The sequence below is a fragment of the Roseobacter weihaiensis genome (assembly GCF_020622345.1).
GTDB classification, from domain to species: domain Bacteria; phylum Pseudomonadota; class Alphaproteobacteria; order Rhodobacterales; family Rhodobacteraceae; genus Roseobacter; species Roseobacter weihaiensis.
In genome coordinates, this window is the sequence record NZ_JACNMO010000006.1 from 1 (window position 1) to 24,020 (window position 24,020).

At 53.1% G+C, this 24,020-nt stretch carries 26 protein-coding genes; 11 read left to right on the forward strand and 15 right to left on the reverse strand.

Annotated elements, in window-relative coordinates; all coding sequences use genetic code 11:
- Window positions 1–202 precede the first annotated feature (202 nt).
- From H7847_RS08470 to H7847_RS08480, 3 genes are read right to left on the reverse strand one after another with little or no spacing between them, the layout of a single operon-like run.
- On the reverse strand, window positions 203–382 hold the full coding sequence (locus H7847_RS08470; RefSeq protein WP_319799758.1) for a WGR domain-containing protein: 180 nt from the start codon (window positions 380–382) through the stop codon (window positions 203–205).
- A gap of 55 nt (window positions 383–437) precedes the next feature.
- Window positions 438–1,577: an XRE family transcriptional regulator gene (locus H7847_RS08475; RefSeq protein WP_227269002.1), complete on the reverse strand. Its 1,140-nt coding sequence runs from the start codon at window positions 1,575–1,577 to the stop codon at window positions 438–440.
- Window positions 1,574–2,281, reverse strand: a complete 708-nt coding sequence (locus tag H7847_RS08480; protein WP_227269003.1) for a hypothetical protein — start codon at window positions 2,279–2,281, stop codon at window positions 1,574–1,576. The genes H7847_RS08475 and H7847_RS08480 overlap by 4 nt, the downstream gene beginning before the upstream one ends.
- Window positions 2,282–2,562: 281 nt before the next feature.
- Here H7847_RS08480 and H7847_RS08485 point away from each other — a divergent pair, with 281 nt between their 5' ends.
- Both H7847_RS08485 and H7847_RS08490 read left to right on the forward strand, forming a co-directional pair.
- Window positions 2,563–2,814 (forward strand): ribbon-helix-helix domain-containing protein, encoded by a 252-nt coding sequence (locus tag H7847_RS08485; protein ID WP_227269004.1) that lies wholly within the window; start codon window positions 2,563–2,565, stop codon window positions 2,812–2,814.
- Entirely contained in the window at window positions 2,801–3,088 is a 288-nt protein-coding gene (locus H7847_RS08490) for a type II toxin-antitoxin system RelE/ParE family toxin (RefSeq protein WP_227269005.1), read from the forward strand. Before H7847_RS08485 ends, H7847_RS08490 begins: the two co-directional genes overlap by 14 nt.
- A 519-nt stretch (window positions 3,089–3,607) precedes the next feature.
- On the opposite strand, the gene H7847_RS26725 is transcribed toward H7847_RS08490, so the two are convergent.
- Entirely contained in the window at window positions 3,608–3,742 is a 135-nt protein-coding gene (locus H7847_RS26725; protein ID WP_264479512.1) for a hypothetical protein, read from the reverse strand.
- Window positions 3,743–3,981: 239 nt separating this feature from the next.
- Between H7847_RS26725 and H7847_RS08495 the strand changes: the two genes are divergently transcribed.
- Entirely contained in the window at window positions 3,982–4,719 is a 738-nt protein-coding gene (locus H7847_RS08495; protein WP_227269006.1) for a class I SAM-dependent methyltransferase, read from the forward strand.
- 252 nt (window positions 4,720–4,971) lie between these two features.
- Here H7847_RS08495 and H7847_RS08500 read toward each other — a convergent pair whose 3' ends face one another.
- The 6 genes from H7847_RS08500 to trhO form a co-directional block, all read right to left on the reverse strand.
- Entirely contained in the window at window positions 4,972–6,075 is a 1,104-nt protein-coding gene (locus tag H7847_RS08500; RefSeq protein WP_227269007.1) for a flagellar basal body P-ring protein FlgI, read from the reverse strand.
- Window positions 6,072–7,076, reverse strand: coding sequence for a flagellin (locus H7847_RS08505; RefSeq protein WP_227269008.1), 1,005 nt, complete (start codon window positions 7,074–7,076; stop codon window positions 6,072–6,074). The genes H7847_RS08500 and H7847_RS08505 overlap by 4 nt, the downstream gene beginning before the upstream one ends.
- A 3-nt stretch (window positions 7,077–7,079) precedes the next feature.
- The gene (gene flgK, locus H7847_RS08510; protein ID WP_227269009.1) at window positions 7,080–8,525 is read right to left on the reverse strand and encodes a flagellar hook-associated protein FlgK; all 1,446 of its coding nucleotides are present in this window, start codon (window positions 8,523–8,525) and stop codon (window positions 7,080–7,082) included.
- Window positions 8,526–8,580: 55 nt separating this feature from the next.
- The gene (locus tag H7847_RS08515; protein ID WP_227269010.1) at window positions 8,581–9,891 is read right to left on the reverse strand and encodes a flagellar hook protein FlgE; all 1,311 of its coding nucleotides are present in this window, start codon (window positions 9,889–9,891) and stop codon (window positions 8,581–8,583) included.
- A 99-nt stretch (window positions 9,892–9,990) separates the two neighbouring features.
- On the reverse strand, window positions 9,991–10,830 hold the full coding sequence (locus tag H7847_RS08520; protein WP_227269011.1) for a flagellar motor protein MotB: 840 nt from the start codon (window positions 10,828–10,830) through the stop codon (window positions 9,991–9,993).
- Window positions 10,831–10,962: 132 nt separating this feature from the next.
- Window positions 10,963–11,847, reverse strand: coding sequence for an oxygen-dependent tRNA uridine(34) hydroxylase TrhO (gene trhO / locus H7847_RS08525; RefSeq protein WP_227269012.1), 885 nt, complete (start codon window positions 11,845–11,847; stop codon window positions 10,963–10,965).
- A gap of 117 nt (window positions 11,848–11,964) precedes the next feature.
- Here trhO and pncA point away from each other — a divergent pair, with 117 nt between their 5' ends.
- A complete protein-coding gene (gene pncA, locus H7847_RS08530) occupies window positions 11,965–12,573 on the forward strand; it encodes a bifunctional nicotinamidase/pyrazinamidase (protein WP_227269013.1) in 609 nt (202 codons plus the stop codon).
- A complete protein-coding gene (pncB, locus tag H7847_RS08535) occupies window positions 12,566–13,858 on the forward strand; it encodes a nicotinate phosphoribosyltransferase (RefSeq protein ID WP_227269015.1) in 1,293 nt (430 codons plus the stop codon). Before pncA ends, pncB begins: the two co-directional genes overlap by 8 nt.
- Window positions 13,859–13,933: 75 nt before the next feature.
- On the opposite strand, the gene H7847_RS08540 is transcribed toward pncB, so the two are convergent.
- From H7847_RS08540 to fliF, 5 genes are all read right to left on the reverse strand, one after another.
- Complete coding sequence (locus H7847_RS08540; protein ID WP_227269016.1) at window positions 13,934–14,203, reverse strand: hypothetical protein; 270 nt, start codon at window positions 14,201–14,203, stop codon at window positions 13,934–13,936.
- A gap of 972 nt (window positions 14,204–15,175) precedes the next feature.
- Window positions 15,176–15,856 (reverse strand): flagellar type III secretion system pore protein FliP, encoded by a 681-nt coding sequence (gene fliP / locus H7847_RS08545; RefSeq protein WP_227269017.1) that lies wholly within the window; start codon window positions 15,854–15,856, stop codon window positions 15,176–15,178.
- Between the two features lie 56 nt (window positions 15,857–15,912).
- Window positions 15,913–16,191: a FliM/FliN family flagellar motor switch protein gene (locus tag H7847_RS08550; RefSeq protein ID WP_227269018.1), complete on the reverse strand. Its 279-nt coding sequence runs from the start codon at window positions 16,189–16,191 to the stop codon at window positions 15,913–15,915.
- An 11-nt stretch (window positions 16,192–16,202) separates the two neighbouring features.
- The gene (locus H7847_RS08555) at window positions 16,203–16,793 is read right to left on the reverse strand and encodes a FliH/SctL family protein (RefSeq protein WP_227269019.1); all 591 of its coding nucleotides are present in this window, start codon (window positions 16,791–16,793) and stop codon (window positions 16,203–16,205) included.
- On the reverse strand, window positions 16,793–18,415 hold the full coding sequence (gene fliF / locus H7847_RS08560) for a flagellar basal-body MS-ring/collar protein FliF (protein ID WP_227269021.1): 1,623 nt from the start codon (window positions 18,413–18,415) through the stop codon (window positions 16,793–16,795). Before fliF ends, H7847_RS08555 begins: the two co-directional genes overlap by 1 nt.
- 122 nt (window positions 18,416–18,537) lie before the next feature.
- On the opposite strand from fliF, the gene H7847_RS08565 reads away from it, so the two are divergent.
- From H7847_RS08565 to H7847_RS08590, 6 genes are all read left to right on the forward strand, one after another.
- Window positions 18,538–19,026: a flagellar basal body-associated FliL family protein gene (locus H7847_RS08565; RefSeq protein ID WP_227269022.1), complete on the forward strand. Its 489-nt coding sequence runs from the start codon at window positions 18,538–18,540 to the stop codon at window positions 19,024–19,026.
- A 10-nt stretch (window positions 19,027–19,036) separates the two neighbouring features.
- Window positions 19,037–19,423, forward strand: a complete 387-nt coding sequence (locus tag H7847_RS08570; protein WP_227269024.1) for a hypothetical protein — start codon at window positions 19,037–19,039, stop codon at window positions 19,421–19,423.
- Window positions 19,420–20,016, forward strand: a complete 597-nt coding sequence (locus H7847_RS08575) for a MotE family protein (RefSeq protein WP_227269025.1) — start codon at window positions 19,420–19,422, stop codon at window positions 20,014–20,016. Before H7847_RS08570 ends, H7847_RS08575 begins: the two co-directional genes overlap by 4 nt.
- Before the next feature lie 63 nt (window positions 20,017–20,079).
- Window positions 20,080–20,949 (forward strand): flagellar motor stator protein MotA, encoded by an 870-nt coding sequence (gene motA / locus H7847_RS08580; protein ID WP_227269026.1) that lies wholly within the window; start codon window positions 20,080–20,082, stop codon window positions 20,947–20,949.
- Window positions 20,946–23,201 (forward strand): hypothetical protein, encoded by a 2,256-nt coding sequence (locus H7847_RS08585; RefSeq protein ID WP_227269028.1) that lies wholly within the window; start codon window positions 20,946–20,948, stop codon window positions 23,199–23,201. Before motA ends, H7847_RS08585 begins: the two co-directional genes overlap by 4 nt.
- Before the next feature lie 100 nt (window positions 23,202–23,301).
- Complete coding sequence (locus H7847_RS08590) at window positions 23,302–24,018, forward strand: transglycosylase SLT domain-containing protein (protein WP_227269029.1); 717 nt, start codon at window positions 23,302–23,304, stop codon at window positions 24,016–24,018.
- Window positions 24,019–24,020 lie beyond the last annotated feature (2 nt).

Below are 24,020 nucleotides of genomic sequence, written 5' to 3' on the forward strand. Positions count from 1 at the left end.
TCGCAGCGGACCATTTTGAGGCACCAGTCCCCGACGCCATTATGAGGCGGCACTGCCGACCTCGGAGAGAACCATGAACCCGATGAGATCAAAAACCCACTTGAATTAACGGCCGCAGATAGAGAACCATTGGAAGGCCGTATCAAGCGATGGACGGCGAAGCGCTCGCACCATGACCACATTTTCATGACCGCTTTACTCACTATTCATAACCGCGCTTGGCCTTCTGCATATGAAGATCAAAACTTGCATCTTTAGCCGCCGTTTCCGTTTCAAACCAATCCGTTCGTTGCTGGCTAGAGCTACCAATGCGGCCCCAGTTCCGGACAAAACCCCAGTCACCGAACAAGCCACGCACGATTTCCGTACGGGAGCGGCTCACTTGGACAGATCACTAACAGTTCAATGGCCTGATTTCAGGGGGCAACGTCAGTCACTCAGAATGGCCTTCTAAGCTGGACTACATTTGAGATTGTCGGCTCGAAGGTTCTACCCACTAACTCTTGTACTTCGTCCTCAGGCAAGGGGATACGATGCTTTAGCACTTCGAGATGCATTTCTCCTGCGTCTTCAATCGCGTCCACTGCCCTCCGCAACATTCTAGGCTCCTCAACCGGCACTGTGTCATCGTACGGTTCACCCTTCGCCGAACGGTATCCTTCGCGACCTGCGGCAACAAAGAGGCTGGTCGCTCTGCTTTCGTCTATCACGCCAAGCTGCCTTGCGCGGACAATTTGGGCTGTGATTGCAATGTTCCAATCGCGCTTAAGTAGCTCGAACACTGACAATGAAGCATATCTGACTTCGCGGTAGAATGCTGTTCGTGGAAAAAGCAAGGCACCCGCAAATCTGTGAGCTTGCTTCTCAATGTAATCAAAGGACTCGGCATTCTCGAGATCGTCTGCGGTAACACCACGATGCAGTAGAATGTGGCCCAACTCGTGTGCAAGGTTGAAGCGAGCGCTAGCCGCAGTCGTATGACGTATGTTGTGGCCAATAAAAGGTCTACCCGTAACTTCATCCCAATGAGCAAAGCCGCTTTGCTTTCGGTTATCAATGCTCGGCGCTAAGACCGGAACACCGATGTTCTCAGCAGCTAAGGTCATATCCGGGATAGGGTATTCGCCCAGCCCCCATTCCGATCGACATACTTCAGCGGCAGCTTCAATATCGTAATCCGTTATGTCGGACCAATGCTCGGGAAGTTTGAGGTGAGGTAAGTTCAGTGAAGGAAACTCAACGTATTCATCAAGTACTGAAAACATCTCGCAGGCAAATGTAACCCGTGCGTCTACAGCTTCGCGACTGGCCTTTGTGACAGACTTAAGGTCACGCCAGAACACATGTGGCGATCCCGACTTCAGTGTCGCAGATGAGAAAAAGTGTTCTGGGAAACTCAAGACCTCAGACATACGACGCACTTTGTCAGGCAATGGTCTTGCTGCACCGTTTTCATAACTGCGCAGCGCTTCGCAACTCACACAAAGCTCTTCAGCCAATTCCTTCTTTTTGAATCCTCTACGGCTGCGAGCCTGACTAAGTCTGCTCGGCACAAAATTGGCAACTCCTCGTTTCATTTTGTTTCTCGACGTTCGGATGAGGGACGCAAACGGACTGCAACTTTGTCGTACTGTTTCGGCGGTTTTCCCGCAGGTATTTTGGTCCAACCAAGATCGTCGCTGAGCTGGCCAGAAAGCACATCTTTGATCCAAACCCAACTGTCATATGCAGAATTTGGGAACCCTATCCGAAACATGCTTAGACCAGTACCCGTTCGTGTGAACGTATCGCCACGACATCCGTGTAGTAAAACACCAAGATGACATCCGCTCCAATCTGCGACGTGGAAAGGCCTGTCGCCCAGGTCCAATTCGAGCTGTCGAATAGCCGTGTTCGCTCGCGCTAGGCCTCTCTTGTAGGCTGCAAAAGCTGGCTGGTGGTTGAGATCGTGAATAGTTTCAACGACAAAACAAAAGCAACCAGTTCTGACGATTGGCTTTCTCTGACCATTTGTCAGGAGCAAGTGTTCTACATCTGCCCCCATGTCAAATGCCGCCGCGGTCAATGCAGTCATACCGAAGCTCGCTCGTGTGCGCATGTGCCTTTCAAGCAAACCCTGTGCGAGCGGGCCTGGTCTGCCGTAAACAAGCCTTTCTCCCCGTCGTTCCGCATCATCGAAGGATGACGAGTATTCCCAATGCAATCGGCTTTCTGCCGCCTCAACGAATTCTTTCGAGAGGTTTGCGCGAACATCGGCATCAAGCCGTTCAAACGAATCCATCTGATCTCCGGTCAAGTCACAACCGTTGATACATTTTCTTATAAAAAACGCAAGTTATGATTCAAAAATCGGAATTTTTCGCGAAATTTATAACGCTTAAGCCCTTGTATGTGAACTCAACGGACCAGGACGACCTTTGCCGCACCAGATCGCTTTGTGACAATGTGCAGTATGGAAGGCTCCAGTCCTGATGTCTGACGCCTTCGATTGTAGGAACATATGCCTAATGCATTTTGGTCGTTTTTGGTGTACTATTGCACCATATCGATAGGAGGTTCGACATGCCACGACAGACCATCACCCTGACCGAGCCAAATCATCAATGGCTGCAAGCTCGCGTCGATAGCGGTGAGTTTAAGACCCAGACTGAAGCTGTTAATGATGCCCTGCGCCGCGCTCGTGAGATCGAGAACGGCGTGGAAGAAATCAGAGCAAAGCTGATCCGTGCCGAGCAGCGTGGATTCACCGACATGACCCCAGATCAGATACTAGAACAGTCGAAGAAAGAACTGCGCGCAGATGGGGACTTATAGGCTTTCGGAAGAGGCGAAAGACGATTTGATAGGTATCCATCAGTTCGGCGTCAGAGAGTTCGGTGTAACGAAGGCGGATGAGTATTTCTGGCAGCTCATCCAACGATTTGAAGTTCTGGCCGAGACGCCCCTGCTATATCAGGAGGTTGCAGACATTCGCGAAAAATACAGGCGAAGCGTCTGCGGCGTCCATTCGATCTACTACCGCATCATAGGCGAAGACGTGGAGATCATGGCCATCCTACGATCACAAGACACTACGGAGCGCTTGTGAATCCGGCCTTCAGCCCACCAAGTGATAACTTTCAGTATGGCAAATGTTCTGAAGTCTTCGGCAAGTCAAACGAGGAATTGGCTAGCCAGTCTGGTCCGCTTACTTGCGCTTCTCAGTATTCGCAGCCCCAAATGCTGCATCGCAAAATCCGCGAACACTTCTAATCATGAGCGTCATGTTGATCGAACGGACATGCGTTTGTCCAAGGTAAGGCGATGGTAGAGTGGGAAGTCTCCATGTCCACCGAGTGGGTTTTAGAGGGATAGTCAAGGTCATAGCAGTGGCGGCAAGCGAAAATGCGCCCGTCGAAAAGTTTCGCCACCCGCCGACCGCATTCGCGCGCTGGGCAGGCGAACCACTTGCGATGCCGGCCGTGGTGCCAAGGCTGGGAAAGGAGGCGCACCGGATAATCGAGGCTCTCCCAGTCATCGCTGCAGTCCCGACTTCGATAGATGAGCCTGACCTGTCCATGCTCGGCCTGTACCACGATGCTGGCCACATCTGTTCGCCGTCTACTGACTACTGCCATGTAAAGCGCCGTCCCGGCTCTGGCAGGCCATCCCGCGCCCAGCGCCGCACGTCAGTGCTGCGATAATCTGCCGTTGTGCTTTTCGCGCTCCAGTGCCAGTTTCGCCCGCTTCCGATACCACCCATGCCTGCCTCCTGATTTTGTCGAAATCACAAGGGAAGTTGGATGAGCTTAGAAGCGAGCGTTCGTCGATAGTTCGCCTAATGAAATTCAAGAACAATGTCTCTGCCGAGCTCGCCAGGGCACTGGGCAAAATTGCGAGATTCCCCCAATGAAGTTTGCCGCCGGGCACGTGTGAAACTTTCACAATAGGTTTCTAGCGACGTCGACAAACATCGACCTTTGCAGCATAAGCGAAGTAAAAATGAAACCAAAGCTATACCGAACGGAGAAATTGATTTTGGTTAAGAAAATAATCGGCACTCCAACTGAAAACAACGAGTTCATGATTGAACGGATCAAGTCCGTGCATCTAGATGAGCAATTTCGCTACAAGAACCGTTACTTCATCGACCACATTTACGAGGACATCAAGACGGGTGATATCGTTCTCGACTGTGGAAAGTGTTCTCGACATTTTTTTCAAAAAATACGCGACAAGGCGAGCTTGCTTGAAACACTCGATGTCTTTGACTTTGGACCCTATCCTGACATCCTTTGCGACCTTTGCCAGCCACTTGAAGATACGGAAATCCGAGGGCGATACGACCGAATAATTTGTCTAGCGGTTATGGAGCACTGTTACGACCCCTTCGCCGCCGCTCGGAACCTCTTCTACATGCTGAAAGAAGGCGGAACCCTTTACGGCTATGTTCCATGGCTATTCAGATACCACGCACCGGACAAACTAAACTTTCAAGACTACATGCGCTTCTCTCGTGACAGTCTTGCATACATCTTTCGTGATGCCTCTGAACTTACTCTATACCCTATGCATGGGCCTCTGACTGCCGCGTTGCATCAAGTAATACCTGCAAAGCTAAGCAAAAAACTCGACGAACGCCCCAAGCTAGCAGCTTGGCTTGATCGACAAATCAGCAATCCACAATGGGCCCAGCAGTGCTCTGGATATGCTTTCGTCGCACGAAAACAAGGTGCGTGATTCTGATCAGGACGGCGCACCACCCATAGCTTCATTAATCGGCAGACACTGTAGCCTTGCTTAGAAGGATTGCGGCAGCGTTGGCCTGTAGACTTGACCTTGGCGCTTCACCTGGGCGCGTCTCGGAGCCTTTATGTGTGGTATCTAGGGCTAGCGTTGTCGAGGCGCGATCCTGGTCATTTTATTTATCTTGCATAAACGGCTCTGGACCAACGTTCCCAGCTAGAAACTCCCGAGGATTGCATCGACAGCCTAGCGGACAATGAACTCCGCATGCAGCGCTCCCGCAGCTTTTATGCTTTTTAAGATGTCAATCATGTCACGAGGTGATACGCCGAGTGCATTTAGACCGGCAATGACTTCTGACAACGATGTACCATCTGGAACCTCAGCAAGCCCGATGCCCGGTTCTTCTTCCAATTCTGCACGCGTACGGGGGACGATGACCGTCTCACCCTGAGCAAAGGGATTGGGCTGTATGGCGATTGGCGCTTCCTGAATCCGCAAGGTCAGGTTGCCCTGAGAAACAGCAACTCTCGAGATACGGACATCATCTCCCATCACGATCGTGCCTGAACGTTGATCGACGACTACTCGGGCCTTCCGTTCCGGCTCAACTGTGATATTTTCGATTCGGCCCAAGGCATGCGCTACAGATATTGTCTCGGTCTGCTCGACATTCAGACGGACCGTTCCGGAATCCAGCATAAGTGCGACAGGCCTGCCAAAATCATTGTTTATTGCCGCCTCAATTCGGGCCGCAGTCGTAAAGTCAGCATCCCGAAGTGCAAGCCTGAGATCGTTCAAACTCGACAAATCAAACTCGATTTCCCGCTCGACCCGCGCGCCTGATGGAATCACACCTGCCGTCGGCACACCCTGAGTCACATTGGCTCCGTCGCCTTCTGCAACCGCACCACCTGCGATGATAGTACCTTGGGCTACCGCATAGATCTGACCATCGGCCGCATTCAATGGTGTCATGATAAGTGTACCACCCAACAGGCTTTGTGCGTCACCAATGGCAGAAACAGTAACATCTATCTGGCTGCCACCGCGTGCAAAGGGCGGTAGAGTGGAGGTGACAAAAACAGCAGCCACATTTCTGGGTCGGAACTGCTCACCGCTCACATTGACGCCAAGACGTTCGAGAATATTCGACATTATCTCTTCAGTGAACGGCGCGTTTCGCAAACCGTCACCAGTGCCATTCAGCCCCACGACCAGGCCGTATCCAACCAAGTCATTTCCGCGCACACCGTCGAATTCAACAAGGTCTTTGATACGCACCGGGTTGGCTTGCGCGGAGTTAAGCATCAATACGGTCGAGAGAATAAAAAGAAAAAATGCCCTCATAGGAAATTCACCAAAGAAAGCTGCGAGCTGCGCACCGTAACTGAATACAGGCTCTGCAGATAGAACTGTACGTTCTCCAGTTCTGTCGCTGTCTCAAATGGATCCACCGCTATCAAAGCATTTCTAGCGAATTCCGCGCTGGTTTCTTCCGCTTGGTTGCGTGTTGAGATCATTTCGATCCGCGCTTCCGTAAAACCAATCCGAGATCGCAAATCTGTCATCTGATCCTGATTGGATTGGAGCCCGAGGCCTGTTATGCCAAACAGCTCTGATTGCTGTGGAACATCCAAACCCAATGCGGGATCGCTCCCCAAAGCGGCGAGCGCTGTGTGCATGAGTACTGTTTTCAGGGCCTCATCATTTGCCCTGACATCCAAACTGACACGCTCGGTTTCGGACAGCACGAAGGGTGCCAGGGCGGTGTCAGCGCCCGTATAAATGACAGTATCAAATCCGGCCGGGTCCGCGAACCAAGCCTCCGCAGCAGCCACGATATCCTGCGGCGTGGTTTGCCCCGACACGACGGTCAGCAATTCTGACACTAAGGTATCGGCGCTTGCGAGTGGCGCACCGTCAGTTGCAGTGCCTGCAAAGAGGCTGCGGCCAGCAATATCCGCATTCAGCAGGTTCATCATACCTTGGAGCTGTGTCGCCGCATTTTCGGAAGGGCTCCCCGCGACCACACCGATAGGTCCACCGCTGGCAAGAATAAGGTCAAGACCGAGCTGTCCGCTAAAGTCCTGGATCCTTGAAAGAGATGCCTGCATTGCGCCCGTAAAGTATTTAGCCTCCTCGTTTGCCACTGAATAACCTTCAAGAATGTCAAGCCTCCGCTCGAGACTCGACAAATAGTTGTGATTTCCAGCGAGGACTTTGCGGATATCATCTACCTTGCCGCTGGATAACTCGTCGGTCAGACGTGCCAGATCCTGGCGTAAGGCCACGCTACGCTTCTGCATCAGAAATGACTGGGAAAGATCACCCAAAGAAACTGAACTCATGGTTTAAATCCTCAAAATCGTTTGCATCATTTCATCTGCGGCTTCGATCATCCGCACATTTGCCGCATAGGACTGTTCCACGATCAAAAGCCTTTGAAGCTCCTGATCGGTGTCGACACCATCCGCCAGAATCTGTTGGGTCAATTCGTCAAATTGCGATGACGCAAAGCTAAGCTTTTGCTCCGCTTGAAACCGTTCTGCCCCGATCTGCGATGTCAGTGTGGACACCAAATTCGCCGCCGAGAAAGCCCCGGCGCCAAAATCGCCGGAAAGAGGGGTGCGTTTGACGGTCAAAGCATCCGACAACGCCTGCAGAAGACGAGAATCCCCAACATCACCAGGCGTCGCGGCGTTTATACCATCACGAATGCGCCAAACCTCCCCGCCTTGCCGCTCATCTACAGCCGCATTCAGAGTAAGCCTTGCCGATAACCCAACCTCGTTAAGTGGATCAAAAGCGGCACCAGCGTCTGTAAAGAGGCCGGCATCACCGGGTATCAAGGTGGTATCAACGGCAGGATCCTGAAAGCGCTCAACCAAGTCTCTTGCGAATGCATCGAGTTGTGATTGCGCCTGAGTCCCAAGCTCATCCCGAATTTCAAATTGAGCCCCCAGCGACCCACCGCTTAGGGCCCCTTTTTCACTATCTGTGCGGACTGCAAACCCGTTGATGGTGATGCCCGAAAGTGTACCATTCTGGAGCGTCATGAAGGGCGTGACCTGATTAACGGCCGTAAACTCAATTTCCGCCACGCCGCCATCGATTAGAATTGCGCCGCCTGTCGAGTAAAGCGCAATTTGTCCGTTATCCCTGGGCACCTGCCGGATCGGGACGATCGCGCTGATCTCATCTACAATCGCTTGTCGGCTGTCTAGAAGTGCGGAAGGATCACCTCCGGTCGTGACCGTGCGGGTAATCTGAGAATTCAATTCCTTTACATTTGCCAGCGACGTATTGAGTTTGTCGACCTGTATCTGGATGTTGCGATCCGCATTGCTGCGGGCTTCTTGAACCCCGTCAGATGCCGCGGAGATCAGCGTCGTCATGTCACGGGCGGTATCCGCAACACTGTTGAGCCGTTCTGGAGCATCAGGGCGACTTGCAGCCGTTATCAGACTGTTCTCAAAGTCAGAAAGCCGCGCCGAAAGCGAATATGGTTCGTCCGGTGTGCCCAAAAGGTTTTCAAAATTGGTCAGAAATCGTGTCCGGTCCGTCGCGTTGGTGAACGTCGCATCCGCCAAACGCATATCTGCAAGCAGGCTGGGATCGACATTCCGAACGACGCCGTTGATCGACACACCGCCGAGTTGGGACGATGACAATGACAGATTGCGAACGCCATAGCCGGGCGTCATGGCATTCGCGATATTGGCCGAGATGATCTCCGAAGTTCGACCCGCAGCACGCAGCCCGGTCATTGCATTTGAAAGTGCTCCTGAAATACTCATCTCGGCCTCATAAGTTTATGCGTTTACGGTGCGACTTGCCTGGCAAGCCCACCCATTAACGTTTGATGTTGGTTGTTTCCTGCAACATCTCATCGACGGTCTGGATGACCTTCGCGTTGGACGAATATGCGCGCTGTGTCTTGATCATATCGGTCAGTTCACCCGCGACATCCGTGGTCGATTCTTCCCGTGCGAAAGAAACGATGTCTCCGGTCGGGCCGTCGCCGGCATCCCAGAGAAAGAACGATCCACTTTGACGTGATGGCAAATATGTCTGGCTGTCAAACGCCTGAAGGCCGTTCGGGTTGGGGACGTTAATGAGCGGGACCTGGTAAATCGTCCTGATTTCACCGGTATCAAAGCTGGCCCGGACAAATCCATTGGCGTCGATGTCAACACCAACGAAGTTACCAATTGCCGAGCCGTCCTTGGTTACGGAGATCGGCGCAAAGCTGTAGGAGAGCTGAGACAACCCCTCGGTATCGCCCAAGGCGCCAATATCAATCTCGATCGGCCCCGCCCCGACATTCACCGTGAGCAGACCGGTCACATCATCGTAGGCCGGGCTTGCACCAATCGGTGTCACGTCAGAAAGCGTTCCGCCTCCGGTTCTGGCATCGTTGAATTCCAGCGTATAAGAGCCGATGGAAACACCAGGATTCGTGGAATCGAACATCTCCATCGTCCAGGTGTTTGTGGCCGGAGAACCGGCAGCGGGCACGTCGGGTGTAAAGGTGATGCTGATGCTCTGCGATGTGCCCAGGTTATCGAAGTACTCGACGGAGAGTTGCTCAACCAGGCCGGCGGAATCGGCCTCTGTTTCCGTCGCGGGCAGATTGATGCCAAGCGACATTGATGTCGTTGGGTTGCCTGCAAGCTGGCCAGCGTTGATTCGGATCGGCTCAAGGCCATCGGAAGTATCACGGGGGAGTGCCGGTATCGAGCCATCGGCAGCAGCCGGCCACCCCATCAGAACGAGCCCTGATTGCGAGGTCAGATACCCGCTGGCGTCCATTCGAAACGATCCGGTGGTGGTGAGGAACATCGACGCATCAGCGCCGGCGGTTTGAACTTGAGCGGCTTGCGCGACAGGCAGCATACCCCCCCCGCGCACCGCAATATCGGTAGGGTTGGAAGTGCCAACCAGCGTGCCGCGTTGGTCAATCAGGCGTTGTGTATTGGCGCGAACACCCCCCGCTGAATACGCCCCACCACCTGACGATAGCACCATGGATTCGAAATCAGTCTGGACACGCTTATAGCCAAAGGTCGAAGCGTTCGAAATATTGTCCGAAATAGAAGCCAGTCGTTGCGAATTTGTCTGTAATCCTGCAACGCCTGCATTGAGCGAGGATGAAATCGACATGGGCACGCCTTTCTGATGTGTTGGTCCAATGTTCCAACATCAGATAGACGTCCCGACTTAACACCGCGCTAACAGATAAAATGCGCCATATTTATGCCATCATTGCCGCAAGAGCACGATTTCCACCCTGTCATTGCGTGCAGCCATTGGGTTGGGATGGATCGGCTCACGGTCTGCGTGACCCGTGACGCGCTGCATCCTGTCAGGCACGATTCCATTTTCTTCCAGCAAAAGACGCGTTCGGGTGGCGCGCGCCGCCGAGCTGTCCCAGACCGGATTGGTCGCAACAACAATCGGACGAGCCGGCACATGACCGCCAACGGCTATATCGTTGGTCGCGGCGGTCGCAACACTCGCGACCAATTCCACCAGTTGGGTCATCAGAGGTGTCGGAACATCACTGTTTCCCTCAAAAATTGGCACGCCTTCCAGCGCAAAGAGTTCAATGACCAGCCCCTCATCCGTGATCCGCGTCACGATGTGTTTCAGGGCATTCTCCATCACAGTCGACTCACCACCGCGGCCCATCAACTCGTCAATGAGCGCCTGCAATTCTTCGTCAGAGGAGTCCCGTTCGCCGCCCTCTGAGTCCGATCCGGTCTCCCCGCTTGCGGCCTGCTTGCGCGTGGCATGCTGCGCGGTCGCCCCCAAGCCGTTCTGCGGCAGAGTTTCTTCAGAAAAGATGCTGTCGCCCCCGAACGCCCCATCGCCACCGCCGGAAATGCGGTTGATCGGTATCGTTGGCGAAAAGTAATCGGCCAACCCCTGACGTTGTTGTTCCGTTGTCGCATTCAACAGCCACATCATCATGAAAAAAGCCATCATCGCAGTCACGAAGTCCGCATAAGCGACCTTCCAGGCGCCACCATGGTGGCCCCCGCCTACGACTTTCTTTTTTTTCTTGATGATGACTGGTGCCAGATTGCTCTGCGCAGCCATGTCTCCACCACTCTCTAATTCACCCAAGAGCAGTTTTATCGCAAAAGGTCTTTCGGCAAGCTTAACAAGTCCGGAAAAAGCATATCGGCATCTTCAAACACCGAAATGGGATGATTGGATTGACTCTGGCCGTCAATCAGCAGCCCGCGCCCGCTCGATCTGTTTCTGACGCTCCCGAAAGCGCGCTTTGTCCTGATCGGTCGTTTTAGCGAAACAGTTGTGGCAACTGACACCCGCCTCGTATTCTGGGCGTTCCGTATCCGCGGGCAGGATCGGCTGACGGCACCCGTGACACAAAAGATGAGGCCCCTCAACAAGGCCGTGTCCAACGCTGACGCGATTGTCAAAAACAAAGCATTCACCCTTCCAGGTGCTTTGCTCGACTGGGACTTCTTCGAGATACTTCAGAATGCCGCCTTTAAGATGGTAGACGTCCTCCACCCCCTGGCCCAACAGATAATTCGTGGATTTTTCGCACCGGATACCGCCCGTGCAGAACATGGCAATCCGCTTGTTGTGAAACCGGTGTTTGTTCTTTTCCCACCATGCGGGGAACTCACCGAAGCTCTGGGTTTTCGGGTCGATTGCCCCGTCAAAGCTGCCGATGGCAACCTCGTAATCGTTGCGCGTATCTATCACCGCTACATCTGGCTGGGCCAGCAAGTCGTTCCAGTCTTCAGGCGCTACATAATGCCCGACCCGCGCGCGCGGGTCCACGTCGGGTTGACCCATGGTGACGATTTCACGCTTGATCCGGACTTTCATCCTGCCAAACGGGGCGTGATCGCTGGCCGCCTCTTTCCACTCCAGATCAGCACATCCGGGCAAGCTGCGAAGATGCGCAATAACCGCATCAATCCCGCTGCGGGAGCCTGCAACGGTGCCGTTCATCCCTTCGGGGGCCAAAAGAAGCGTACCCGTAATACCCTGCGCCACGCAGATATTCAGAAGCTCTGGTTTCAAGGCCTCCGGATGATCGAAGCGGGAGAAGTGGTAGAGGGCTGCGATGATATACATGGCGGTTCAATTACGCCCGCGTGCTGTCTGAAGCAAGAGCGCTTGGGCGGAACCCCGCAGGCAGCATTGACGCGCGCGGTTTGGCCCCTTAGCCATTGCTTAAGTAGGAGAGATGACATGCGCCAGGCCCTGATCGTGATCGATGTGCAAAAGGACTTTTGCCCCGGCGGCGCACTTGCCGTGCCCGAGGGCGACGCAATTGTGCCGGGTATCAACAATCTGATGGCCAAGGCGGATGCCGTGATCCTGACACAGGACTGGCACCCGGCGGAGCACTCCTCCTTTGCCTCATCACATGCGGGCAAATCGCCCTATGATCGGGTCGAAATGCCCTACGGTTCGCAGGTGCTCTGGCCGGACCACTGTATTCAAGGCAGTGTCGGTGCCCAGTTCCACCCCGATCTGCAAACCGACAAGGCTGATCTGGTGATCCGCAAAGGGTACAACCCGGCCATCGACAGCTATTCCGCCTTCTTTGAGAACGACCACGCGACCCCAACCGGGCTGGAAGGCTATCTGCGCACCCGTGGCATCGATGAGGTGACCCTAGTCGGGCTGGCTTTGGATTTCTGCGTCAACTTCTCTGCCGTTGATGCGGCCAAACTGGGGTTTTGCGTGACTGTCCGCGAGGACCTGTGTCGCGCCATTGATCTGGACGGCTCGCTGGCTGCCGCCCGCGCAGGGATGGAAACCGCCGGGGTCACGCTGGAGCAGGGTCATGGTTGATATTGCGGCCCGCGTCTACAACCACAAATGGAAGATCGACCCGATTGTCCGGTCCCTGATCGACACGGATTTCTACAAGCTGCTGATGTGCCAGTCGGTCTTTCGCAACAGGCCCGATACCCGCGTGAAATTCAGCCTGATAAACCGGTCCAAGCACATACCGCTCGCCAAACTGATCGATGAGGGCGAGTTGCGCGAACAGCTTGACCATATCCGGTCCCTGTCCTTGTCGCGCGGCGAAAGCACCTGGCTGCGGGGCAATACATTTTATGGCAAACGGCAGATGTTCCGGCCCGATTTCATGGAATGGTTCGAGCATTTGCGCCTGCCGCCGTACTTCCTGGAGCGCAAGGGTGATCAGTATGAGCTGACCTTCGAAGGTCCCTGGCCTGAAGTCATGCTATGGGAAATTCCTGCCCTTGCAGTGCTGATGGAGCTGCGCGGCAGAGCCGTCCTGAACCAGATGGGCAAGTTCGAGCTTCAGGTCCTTTATGCGCGGGCGATGACGCGTGTCTGGGAGAAAATCGAAGCGCTGCGCGGCATTCCGGATCTCTCCATTGCGGATTTTGGAACCCGCCGCAGGCACAGTTATCTTTGGCAGGACTGGTGCGTGCAGGCCATGCAGGAAGGGCTGGGCACCGCTTTCACCGGCACCTCCAATTGCAAAATCGCCATGAACCGCGAGCTGGAGGCAATCGGCACCAACGCGCATGAACTGCCGATGGTCTATGCGGCCCTCGCCGAAAATGACGCCGACCTTGCACAGGCCCCCTACGATGTCCTGTCTGATTGGCATGAAGAACACGAGGGCAATCTGCGCATCATCCTACCCGATACCTTTGGCACCACCGGGTTTCTGAAAAAGGCACCGGACTGGCTGGCTGGCTGGACGGGTATCCGCGTGGACAGCGGCGATCCGGCCACGGCGGCAGAGGAAGCCATCACCTGGTGGCGGGCCCGGGGCGAAGACCCCCGCAGCAAGCGGGTGATCTTCAGCGATGGGCTGGATGTTGATAAAATCCGCAGCCTGCATCAGCAGTTCTCGGGGCGGGTCCATGTCTCTTTTGGCTGGGGTACTTTGCTGACCAATGATTTTCGCAATCTGGTCCCCGACGACAGCCTCGCGCCGTTTTCACTTGTCTGCAAAGCCGTCGAAGCAAATGGACGTCCGACGGTCAAGCTGTCGGACAACCCCAACAAGGCGATGGGCCCCTTGTCAGAGATTGATCGCTATAAACGTGTCTTTGATGTAGGCCACCAGACGGCGCAAGAGGTTTTGGTCTGAATGGCTGATGGCCCCCGACCGACAGCAAGCCGACAACGCTGGCCGATCCGGTCGTCCTGAAGCCGGGTCGCTCTCCTAGGTATCTGATGCAATGATGACTACTTCCGCGGCCATCGAGCGGATATCGCTGCCTTTCCCGACCCCTTTTGAGCGCGGACGGGTATGCCCTGACCCTTGAGGCAAAATAAGATGCAGCGTGTCCGCTTTGCGCCTGATGCCAACACCGGTTTTTTTGGCGACCTTATAGAGGTTCACCAGCACAGTAGGCTTTGACCAACCCGTTTCGGTCTCGAGGCTGTCGATCCGGCAGCCGCGCCACAATGCATCAATAAGATAGGCGGCCAACGTGCCCTCTTCGGGCAGTTTAACAAGCGAGTGATGCGCTGCAGGCCTGACAAGCACATGGTCTTTGCGGGACCGCGTCAATACTTCAAGACGTCTGAATTTGGCCATCTGCAAGGTCATCGTTGAACTTCTCCTCATTACACTCTGCGGCAGTCGCCCGCACTTCCTCACTACGCTGCAGCGGTCTTCCACAACTTTCCCATTTAGCCAAGGCACGACTACTCAAGGGAAAGAGCGCCATAGCAGAATTCACTCAAAACCCTGACCTAAACGCCATTTTACACGTGCTTAAGGTTGCTTTCCCAGCCGGCTTCTTACCTCGCAGACCGCACCGTCTGCGCGCCCATGATTACGTCAAAATCCCAGGCAGATTCAAACAATCAAACTTTCTATCCCTTAACCGGAAACATTCTGCCGATTTTGCACTGATTGCTTTTTCATTGAATGCTTACCGTCGGTTGAAAGCTGATCTTCCCTCCATATAACCAACTGTTTAATAACAAGAATTAAGGATACGGCCGCAGCAGACCAAAAGTTCAATGCATAGTAGAATCTCGCTTCGAACGCGGTGTGACCTGGGTTTGATTCGCGCTTTTTCGAATAACCTGAAGGCACCAAGGCGTTGATCGGCCCGACCTCTGTGAGCCTTTGTCATGACATCAGACAAGCCCAGATTCCATCTCATCTCGTTCCGGCGCAAAAGCCGGGCCTGCTTTGTGGTGAATTGACCGAAATTCAAAAGGCCAACGGTCCTGAACCCCCTGATCATCGGTGTTCAATAACAGCCACTCAGAAACAGAACCAACTCAGCTGGGGATGATTTCCGCTGGGTGCCAGAGCCAGATGTCTTTCCAAAACCGCCCGTTGCCGGAAAAGCCAGTCATCTCTGTAACCCATTGCCTCTCCGGCAAGGCTATACCACCGGGGAAAGTCCTGGCGCGTCTGCCATTCTCGCAAGGGCTGTCGTTTTTGTCAGAAGTATCCTCGGACGAGGCTTCCTGCGATAAGGCTCCAACCATCTGCCAGCACGAAAAACGCAAGTTTAAACGGCAGTGATACAATAGCGGGCGGAACCATCATCATGCCCATGGACATTAGGACCGCTGCGACGACCAGATCGATGATCAGAAACGGCAGAAATATCAGAAACCCAATCTGAAAAGCACGGGCAATCTCTGACAGCAGGAAACTGGGGACAAGTACGGACAGCGGCGCATCCGGTACGGGCGTGGCGTCTATCGTTTCCGGCCGCAATTCGGCCATTGCAAAAAACGTATCAGGATCAATTCGGCCTGCCATGAACACCCGAAATGGTTCCAACGTTCTGAAAAACGCAGTTTCTGTGTCAATTTGATTGTCTGCGAGCGGCTGAATGCCATTCGTCCAAGCTTCGGAAAAAACCGGCTCCATGATGAAGTAAGTCAGAAACAAAGCCAGGCTGACAATAAGCATATTCGGTGGCGATTGTTGGAGACCGATTGCCTGCCGCAAGATTGAAAGAACGGTCACCAGAAACGGAAAGCAAGTAACCATGATTGCCAGACCGGGCGCGAGGCTGAGAACAGTGATGAGCAGGAAAAGCTGAATCGTCCGCGCCGAAATAGATCCATCCTCTCCCAAAGAGATGGAGATATCCTGCGCCTGTGCTGCCATCGGAAGCATCACAAGTCCAAGGAGAATGAAAAAGAAGCGGCCTGACGGCATCGATTCTACAGACCTGTTTGAAGATCGACCACTTCGGTCAGACGCACTACAAGCTGGCCCGCATGCTCGCCTTCTTGCTCTTCCAACATCCCTCTGGCGATCAACCGGTCACCAACGTAGAGGTCAACAGGGTCATCAACAGATTTATCCAGTGTTAATACGGCGTTTTCACCCAGATTAACGAGATCACGGATCAGCGGTCGCGCTTTGCCGACAGATACCGTGATTTCGATAGGTACGGAAGTAAACGGATTTTTAGAATCAAGGGCTGCGTTGCCGTCCATGTTAGAATTACTCATGATTCCTGTGCGCTTTCATCAAAAAATGCTGCCATTGCCTTGGAGACCTCTTGTACAACGGTGTCTAGATCGACCTGCCTTTCGCTGTCGCCAATACGAACAAACGCCTGGCCTTCACCCAATGAATCTTCCGCGACGACTTGAAACGGTTCGGTCAGTTTTTCACCGGCGATGCTCTTTACAGTTTCAGCATTTGGAGCACTCACAACGATCTCAATAGGGCGATGCGCGTGATCGTTTATCATTGCTTGTACCTGCTCTATGATGTGCGCGCCTAAAGCCGTACGCACGATCTCCGGCAGGAGTTTTTCGATGATCTGCTTCATCACTGGTTCAAACGAAAGCGTCAGCTTCGAGAGCGCCTCTTGGTAGGTAAAGGACATGTCCAGCAAATTCTGACCAAATTCTGCGGAAATTCGTTCCTTATCTTCTGCCTGTGCTTTGGTCGCGTCATCCCATCCTGCCTGGTACCCCGCTTCAAAAGCCTGCAGCTTTTGATCTTCCATCGCTTCGGATGCGGACTCAACCTCCTCAGCAGGCGGCTTTTTTGCCCCGCCAAAGTTGCGATATCTGTGTGAAACGGACACTAGGCATTCTCCTCTTTATCTTCTAACCAACCGCGCAAGATCTCGACCGTCTCGTCTTGGCGTTCACCGATCAGTGATCGAAGCCGATCAACTGGATCGTCTGACATCGCAGATCCCATATTGAGGTCTGGTAGGTCTCCTCCGTCATCTCCAAAGCCGGATATCATGGGCAGGTCAGGCAGCTCAAAATCGTCATCTTCAATTTCGCCTGTAAGACCTGACGGGCTGTCTTGACTATCATCTGCTGCGGGAAGGGCAGCCAGATTTTGCGTGTCAGTTGCCTCGGTGCGCGACAGCAATGGCCGCACGACAAATAGTCCAAGGATCAGCGTGACAATAGCCAAGACCGCCATCTGTATCGCGGACATAACATCGATGTTAAATCCATCTAGCAGTGACGTGCTTACTTCGGTCCCTTGAGGGGAGACACTTTGCAGACCCATTGATTTTATGGTGATGATGTCCCCGCGGGCCTCGTCAAACCCAACGGCAGATGCGACCAGGTCTCGCAGCGCATCAAGCTCGGTTGCTTCGCGCGGCGCAAAGGATTGCTGACCATTTTCGTCCAGCACAGTTGCCTCGTTCACCAAAACAGCAACGGTTACCCGTTTTATTGCACCGGGGACTCGAACAACTTCACGCTCTGTTTCGGACACTTCATAGTTGATCCGTTCGCGTGTTTCGTTGTTTTGCGATGAGCTGTTCTCTCCCCCATCACCCTCTTCATCCGGCAGATTGGACGCAACCGTCACATTCCCCCCGCCAGCTTCCGATGAAGATGTGTTTCGCTCTTCGGTATCTGTACTGATCGCGACGCGGCTTTCAGGATCAAAAATACGCTCGCGTATTGCTTCACTTTCGTTAACGGTGTCTACGCTGACCTCAACAATCGCGTTCCCAAAACCCACTCGCGCTTCCAGCAAGCGCTGGACACGCGCTTTGAGAACGTCCGCCTTGTCCTCACCACCGACGGTTGGAGCCGCTTCGTCAGCAGCACCCAGCAGCGTACCATTTGCATCAATCACCGCGACATCCTCTGCCGCGAGGCCAGCGACTGCGGATGCAACGAGAAAGCGAATCGCCTTCGCCTGTTGCGGGCTGATTGCCGCTCCGTTCGGCGTGACAGCAACGGATGCTTTTGGCGTCACACCCCGTTGAAACGGATTTGATCCGGTACTGGCAATATGAACCCGCGCCATAGAAATGTGAGGGCTGGAGACAATCGTCCTTGCCAACTCGCCTTCCTTTGCACGCCAGTAGGCTGCGTCAAACATCTGGGACGTTGTCCCAAATCCAGACAACGTATCCAGAAGCTCGTATCCTCGGCTTGAGTTCGCCGGGAGGCCCTCGCTCGCCAAGGTCATACGAAGCTGATCGCGGTCCTTCGCATCAACGAATATCGAGCCACCGCGGACTTCAAACGTTGCGCCCTGCTGCTCAAGCGTGCGTACCACATCGCCTGCCGCGCCGTTTTCCAAGCCGGCGTAGAGAAGTGTCATGCTTGGCGCCGTTGCCATACGAGACATGGCAAGAATCGCAAAAAACATCGCTCCTGTCGCCAGCGCCACGATTATTTGACGACGTAACTGTAGCCCGGTCCAAGCGTTTAATAATTGCTGCACAACTGCCTCCGTCAAGCTGAACGTTCTGTTCAACGATGACAACAGCAATGAACCATCTGCCTTAACAATCGGTTAGTGCAAATGCGTCTATAACGAGTTTCGTAGACATGGATTGGAAGAATATGACTGACGCAGCCATACCAGACACAGCGGAGCGCCCAAAGGGAGGGAAACTGCCCTTAATAATCGGGCTTGTCCTTGCACTTCTGGGTGGCGGTGGCGGGTTCTATGCAACGTCTCAGGGTTTGATCCTCGCATCCGAATCACCAAAGGAAGAAACCACGGAAATGGAACCTTTGAGCGGTTTCAAAGATATCGCCTTTGTACCGTTAGATCCTTTGACGGTGTCGATGCCACCGAGCAGCAAATATAAGCATCTGCGCTTTCGGGCAGAGCTGGAAGTTGAAAAAAAATATGCCTCGGACGTCGAAACAGTTGTTCCACGCATCGTGGATGTTTTGAACAGCTATCTCAGGGCTGTCGACGTTCGGGACATTGAAGATGCGGCTTCACTTACACGTCTGCGTGCTCAAATGCTGCGCCGCGTTCAAATTGTCGCAGGTCCAGGCAGGATCAACGATCTACTCATCATGGAATTTGTACTGAATTAAGGAGAGCGACATGGACATAATCGCTGATATTTTTCTGACTGCGGGCGCGGTCGGAGCTGGCATCTACTGCTTCATTCTGGGACGCCGGTTGAACAGGTTCAATGATCTTGAAAAAGGAGTTGGAGGCGCTGTTGCCGTGCTTTCCGCTCAGGTTGATGATCTAACCAAAACACTTTCAGCCGCTCAGAATACGGCGTCTGTATCCGCTCAAACCTTGACCGATTTAACCGTTCGAGCTGAAGCAATGTCGCAACGGCTGGAGCTGCAAATGGCATCTTTGCACGACATTCCCCGCGCTCCCGACGCGGCGCCCGCCCCTCAACCGGCGCCTGCACAGCAAACAGCTGGTGAGCCAATGTTCGTTCGGCACCGTGGATCGGAGGCCCGACAGCAATGAAGATAGGATTTTTCCAAAACCGAAATGGTCGTGGCTCTATTTTATTGATTTCCTGTCTGCTGCTTGGGTCGGCAGCGATACGAGTCGGCAGTGAGGCCGGCAAGGCAGTCGCGACAGAAAGCCCGGTTCCCGTCGCCATGGCCGAAAATAGGCCACCCACAAATCTGGAAGAACCGGTAGACCGCGATGGAATCTCTGAAATGTTAAAGGCCTTTCAAGCCCGAGAAGAACGAATCGCCAGACTTGAACGACAGATAGAAGTGCGCCAGAAAGCCCTCGAGGTCGCTGATAAGGAAATCGAAAAGCGGCTCAGCACTCTTCAGCAAGCCGAAGAGTCGCTCCGGTCAATGCTTGCGATTGCAGATACAGCAGCAGAAGACGATCTGGCGACACTGACATCTGTTTATGAAAATATGAAACCGAAAGACGCTGCTCCCCTGTTCGAAGAAATGGAGCCTGAATTCGCTGCTGGCTTTCTTGGCAGAATGCGCCCCGACGCGGCTGCGGCGATCATGGCTGGACTGTCGCCGCAAGCGGCCTACACGATCAGCGTGATTTTGGCGGGTCGCAATGCACAGGTACCAAAAGGCTAGATTGTGTGAAGTTTTTTAACCTCCTTCTGTAATTATCTGGGTCACTCGTTCTAGGGGGAAGTCATGATCGGAATCATCGGAATCATTACGGTTTTTGCCATGGTGTTCGGCGGCTACTTGGCCGCTGGCGGCAAAATGGGAATCATCTTCAAAGCACTTCCCTTCGAATTGACAATGATTGGCGGGGCCGCCGTTGGTGCGTTTCTCATCAGCAACGATATGTCTGCGATCAAACAAACTGCCCGCGATATGGGACGGGTGTTCAAAGGGCCCAAGTGGTCACACGACGATTACCGTGACTTGTTGTGCCTGCTTTTCGAGCTCATAAGATTGGCACGTCAAAATCCAGTGGCTATCGAAGAGCATATCGAGGCGCCCAAAGACTCTGCAATTTTTTCAAAGTATGAAAAGATTTTGAAAGATGACGAGGCAATTGCATTGATTTGCGACACGCTTCGATCTGCGTCGATGAATTACGATGACCCCCATCAAGTTGAGGAAGTGCTGGAAAAACGCATGGAGGCAAACATGCATCATGCGCTGCATTCCAGCCATGCATTGCAAACCGTTGCTGACGGGCTGCCTGCTTTGGGAATCGTTGCTGCGGTTTTGGGAATCATCAAAACAATGGGATCCATTGACCAGCCGCCAGAGGTATTAGGCAAGCTGATTGGTGGTGCATTGGTAGGGACTTTCTTGGGCGTTTTCCTGGCCTACGGCTTCGTTGGTCCTTTTGCAGCAAAGGTTAAAAACGTCACAGAAGAAGACGGGCATTTTTATCAGCTAATTCGCGAGGTTCTTGTTGCTAACTTACACGCACATGCGACCAATATCTGCATTGAGGTCGGTCGTCAGAATACGCCATCGCATCATCGCCCAAGTTTTTCAGAACTGGAAGAAGCTCTTAAGGCAGTCAAGCAAGGCGCGGCATGAAGCATCTATCTGGGGTATTATCATTCGCATCCGCACTGCTCTTTGCAGAGTTCGCAGACGCTGATCCAATTACAGTCCGTTCGGGTGAACATGCAGATTTCACGCGGCTTGTGATGGAACTGCCGGAAAATGCTGAATGGGAGCTTGTAAACGAAGTTGGCCGAAGCATCGTGGTGCTGAAGAATTTCAAAGACGGCTTTGATGTTAGCGATGCGTTTGACATCATTCCTCGGACCAGGCTCCAAGCACTGCTGACAAAACCCTCCGAGTTGGAACTCCAGTTGACCTGCAATTGCGATGTGGAAGCATACATGGAGCAGGAAAATTTTCTTGTCTTGGACATTCAAGATGGCTCTACCTTGCGCGCCGATGAGCAACGGCCTGTGTTCAGACAGGCTCTGCCCAGCTCATCGTTCGCCTATGGTGATCTCTTATGGGCACCAAATCAGGAAGACATACCTGACACCTCTCCGCAGATCGGCACAGACACTGAATTGAGCAACAGTAGCACATCTCTGGATACAGGGACCGATGCACGTACTTCAGATTTGGTGGAAGAAACGCAAGATCGGCTTTTGCGCGCGTTTTCAGATGCTGCATCACGCGGCATCATCGAAGCCAATGGCGAAGTCATAACCTCTGGCAAAAAAGAAGCAGATGTACTAGATCAGCCAGAAGTCTTTGATTCATCAGATATTTTACCAGTTGAACCGGTTGTTCCGATGGCCAATTTAAGAATATCGAATAGCAACGATATCCCAACTGAAACTGCAGAAACTAATGTAAGCCTTGCAGGTGCTGCCTGTCCCAACCCCAACCTGATAGACATTGCGTCATGGGAATCAGATACCAATTTCAATCAAAAACTCGCACAATCGAACGCTGCACTTTTCAATGATATTGGTCGCGTAAACCAAGATGAGGCGCTCAAGCGCGCGAAAATGTACCTCTATTTCGGATTTGGAGCTGAAGCCAAGCAGGCGCTGGAGCTGGTTTCAGGGCTGCCTGAGGCCCATCCGGAATTGGTTGATATCGCTAGTGTGTTGGAGCACGGGTTTGCAAGAAATCCGCGAAGCCTGCATCGTTTCGCAGATTGCGATTCAGACTTTGCGCTTTGGGGTATTCTGGCTGGGGCGTCGATCCCCCCGGAACGCGCCTTTAATGCAAAAGCCGCTTTGCGTGCGTTGGACAAACTTCCAAGCCCATTGAAGTACGCCTTGGGGCCAGAGCTCAGTAAAAGATTTTTAGACTACGGTGACGTAGAAAGTGCAAATATAGCGATCAGGATGTTCGAGCGTGTTGAAGAGCATGATCCTGATGAGCCCAGAATCGTTGACGCGCAAGTTTCTCTGCTCGAAGGCCAGTTAGAGAATGCTGATCGCATTCTGGAAGATATCATTTCAGATGATACAGCGGAAGCACCGATCGCGATAATAGACCTGATCGATAGCCATGTCGCCAACAACACTCGGGTACCGGCCGATATCGCCCTGCTTGCCGAAGCTTATGCATTTGAGATGAGAAATAGTAACCTGGCAGATCTGACATTTAGAGCATCCGTTCTCGCATCAATCCAATCGGGCCAGTTCACAAAAGCCTTTGAAGCTTTAGTGTTGGATAGAGAGACCAGAGAGGCATCGCTTAAAAATGAGTTAAGTAGTTTCTTGTTCGATAGCCTTGCAGATAACTCAGATGGGGCAGAGTTTTTAGAAGGCTTTTTCCTTCATTACCCGCTACTTCGTGATGCAATTGAACCGTCCGCTAAACTGGCTGTCGCCAAACGGCTTGTCGGCCTTGGTTTCGACAGTGAAGCTCAGCAGGTTGTTGAGGATTTACCTCCCGGTTCTGCGGAGCAAGAGCAACGAAAAATCGCGGCTGAAATTCTGCTCAAGAATGGTTCCTACGCACAAAGCCTTGACCAAATCGAAGGTCTGGACGGAAATGAGGTCGCCATGATCCGGGGAAGAGCTTTGGAAGGTCTGGGTGAAAGCAGCGCCGCGGCAGCGGAATTTGAAACCGTACAGGCTGCAGATAGAGCGGCTGAAGCGCTTTGGCTCTCGGAGAATTGGTCAGAACTGGTCGATCCCGCAACGCCGGTATTTGGATCTGTTGGTCAAATGGCTAACGAAGAACCAATCGATCTTACAGTCACCGAAAACATCTTACCTGAAAGCCAGAACGCGATAAGCGCCAGTATCACTGCCAGAAATACCATAGAGACACTTTTGACCGACTTGGACATTGTTGAATAGCCGAAAAGATTTGCGAGATAAATTCGGGAACAGTTACTCAAAATAAACTAAAATTGGATAGCCCTTAAACTACTGCAGAACGCAGCAGCTGGAGAGCTAAATGCCAAGTCGACGAGTATCGGTTTTTCTAATCGCCGCACAATTCTTCATAGTTTCGGTCCAAGCGAACCACTCTTATGCCAACGAGGAGCAAAGATACTTTTCCAAAATCTGTGATCAAGCTGCGGGACGAGCGTCTCGCGAAACAGGTGTACCGCTGGATATCTTGAAGGCCATTGCCAGAACCGAGAGCGGCATAACTAAAAACGGTGCTTTTGGCCCCTGGCCTTGGACCGTAAATGTCGAGGGACGCGGCATACATCTGGACTCCGAACGAGACGCCTTAAACTATATCGTCGGCCACCACAGCCGTGGCGCCACAAATATCGATATCGGGTGCTTCCAGATTAATCATAGATGGCATGGTGCTCAGTTTTCTTCGTTCCGGGAAATTATTGATCCAGTTTCCAACGCCCAATACGCGGCTGAATTCCTTAAAAATCTATATGCAGAGTTTGGAAACTGGCAATCTGCGATTGGCGCCTACCACTCCCGTAACGCCGAACTGTCGCGCCAGTATATGGCGCGACTGAAGCCAATACTGAAAGAACTTCGCAACGCTCCTGTCCGTTTGGCCAGCGACAGCACAAACGTCATAGAGCAGAATGCATTCCCATTACTGCAAGGAACGGCGCGGGCAAGAACAGGCGGCTCGCTCTTCCCCGAAACAACGGCGTCCCGTGGAAGTCTGTTGATGCGTTCTGGGACACGGGGGTAAAC

Bases quoted from the DNA above. Each gene is read 5' to 3' on its own strand.
- H7847_RS08505 (WP_227269008.1), bottom strand. From the start codon at position 7,076: ATGAGTTCAGTTTCTTTGGGTGATCTTTCCCAGTCATTTCTGATGCAG.
- H7847_RS08500 (WP_227269007.1), bottom strand. From the start codon at position 6,075: ATGAGGGCATTTTTTCTTTTTATTCTCTCGACCGTATTGATGCTTAAC.
- H7847_RS08570 (WP_227269024.1), top strand. From the start codon at position 19,037: ATGGACATAATCGCTGATATTTTTCTGACTGCGGGCGCGGTCGGAGCT.
- H7847_RS08550 (WP_227269018.1), bottom strand. From the start codon at position 16,191: ATGGACGGCAACGCAGCCCTTGATTCTAAAAATCCGTTTACTTCCGTA.
- H7847_RS08475 (WP_227269002.1), bottom strand. From the start codon at position 1,577: ATGAAACGAGGAGTTGCCAATTTTGTGCCGAGCAGACTTAGTCAGGCT.
- pncA (WP_227269013.1), top strand. From the start codon at position 11,965: ATGCGCCAGGCCCTGATCGTGATCGATGTGCAAAAGGACTTTTGCCCC.
- H7847_RS08485 (WP_227269004.1), top strand. From the start codon at position 2,563: ATGCCACGACAGACCATCACCCTGACCGAGCCAAATCATCAATGGCTG.
- H7847_RS08585 (WP_227269028.1), top strand. From the start codon at position 20,946: ATGAAGCATCTATCTGGGGTATTATCATTCGCATCCGCACTGCTCTTT.
- H7847_RS26725 (WP_264479512.1), bottom strand. From the start codon at position 3,742: ATGGGTGGTATCGGAAGCGGGCGAAACTGGCACTGGAGCGCGAAAAGC.
- H7847_RS08565 (WP_227269022.1), top strand. From the start codon at position 18,538: ATGACTGACGCAGCCATACCAGACACAGCGGAGCGCCCAAAGGGAGGG.
- H7847_RS08590 (WP_227269029.1), top strand. From the start codon at position 23,302: ATGCCAAGTCGACGAGTATCGGTTTTTCTAATCGCCGCACAATTCTTC.
- trhO (WP_227269012.1), bottom strand. From the start codon at position 11,847: ATGTATATCATCGCAGCCCTCTACCACTTCTCCCGCTTCGATCATCCG.
- H7847_RS08520 (WP_227269011.1), bottom strand. From the start codon at position 10,830: ATGGCTGCGCAGAGCAATCTGGCACCAGTCATCATCAAGAAAAAAAAG.
- H7847_RS08575 (WP_227269025.1), top strand. From the start codon at position 19,420: ATGAAGATAGGATTTTTCCAAAACCGAAATGGTCGTGGCTCTATTTTA.
- motA (WP_227269026.1), top strand. From the start codon at position 20,080: ATGATCGGAATCATCGGAATCATTACGGTTTTTGCCATGGTGTTCGGC.
- pncB (WP_227269015.1), top strand. From the start codon at position 12,566: ATGGTTGATATTGCGGCCCGCGTCTACAACCACAAATGGAAGATCGAC.
- H7847_RS08480 (WP_227269003.1), bottom strand. From the start codon at position 2,281: ATGGATTCGTTTGAACGGCTTGATGCCGATGTTCGCGCAAACCTCTCG.
- fliP (WP_227269017.1), bottom strand. From the start codon at position 15,856: ATGGCAGCACAGGCGCAGGATATCTCCATCTCTTTGGGAGAGGATGGA.
- H7847_RS08495 (WP_227269006.1), top strand. From the start codon at position 3,982: ATGAAACCAAAGCTATACCGAACGGAGAAATTGATTTTGGTTAAGAAA.
- H7847_RS08515 (WP_227269010.1), bottom strand. From the start codon at position 9,891: ATGTCGATTTCATCCTCGCTCAATGCAGGCGTTGCAGGATTACAGACA.
- H7847_RS08490 (WP_227269005.1), top strand. From the start codon at position 2,801: ATGGGGACTTATAGGCTTTCGGAAGAGGCGAAAGACGATTTGATAGGT.
- flgK (WP_227269009.1), bottom strand. From the start codon at position 8,525: ATGAGTATTTCAGGAGCACTTTCAAATGCAATGACCGGGCTGCGTGCT.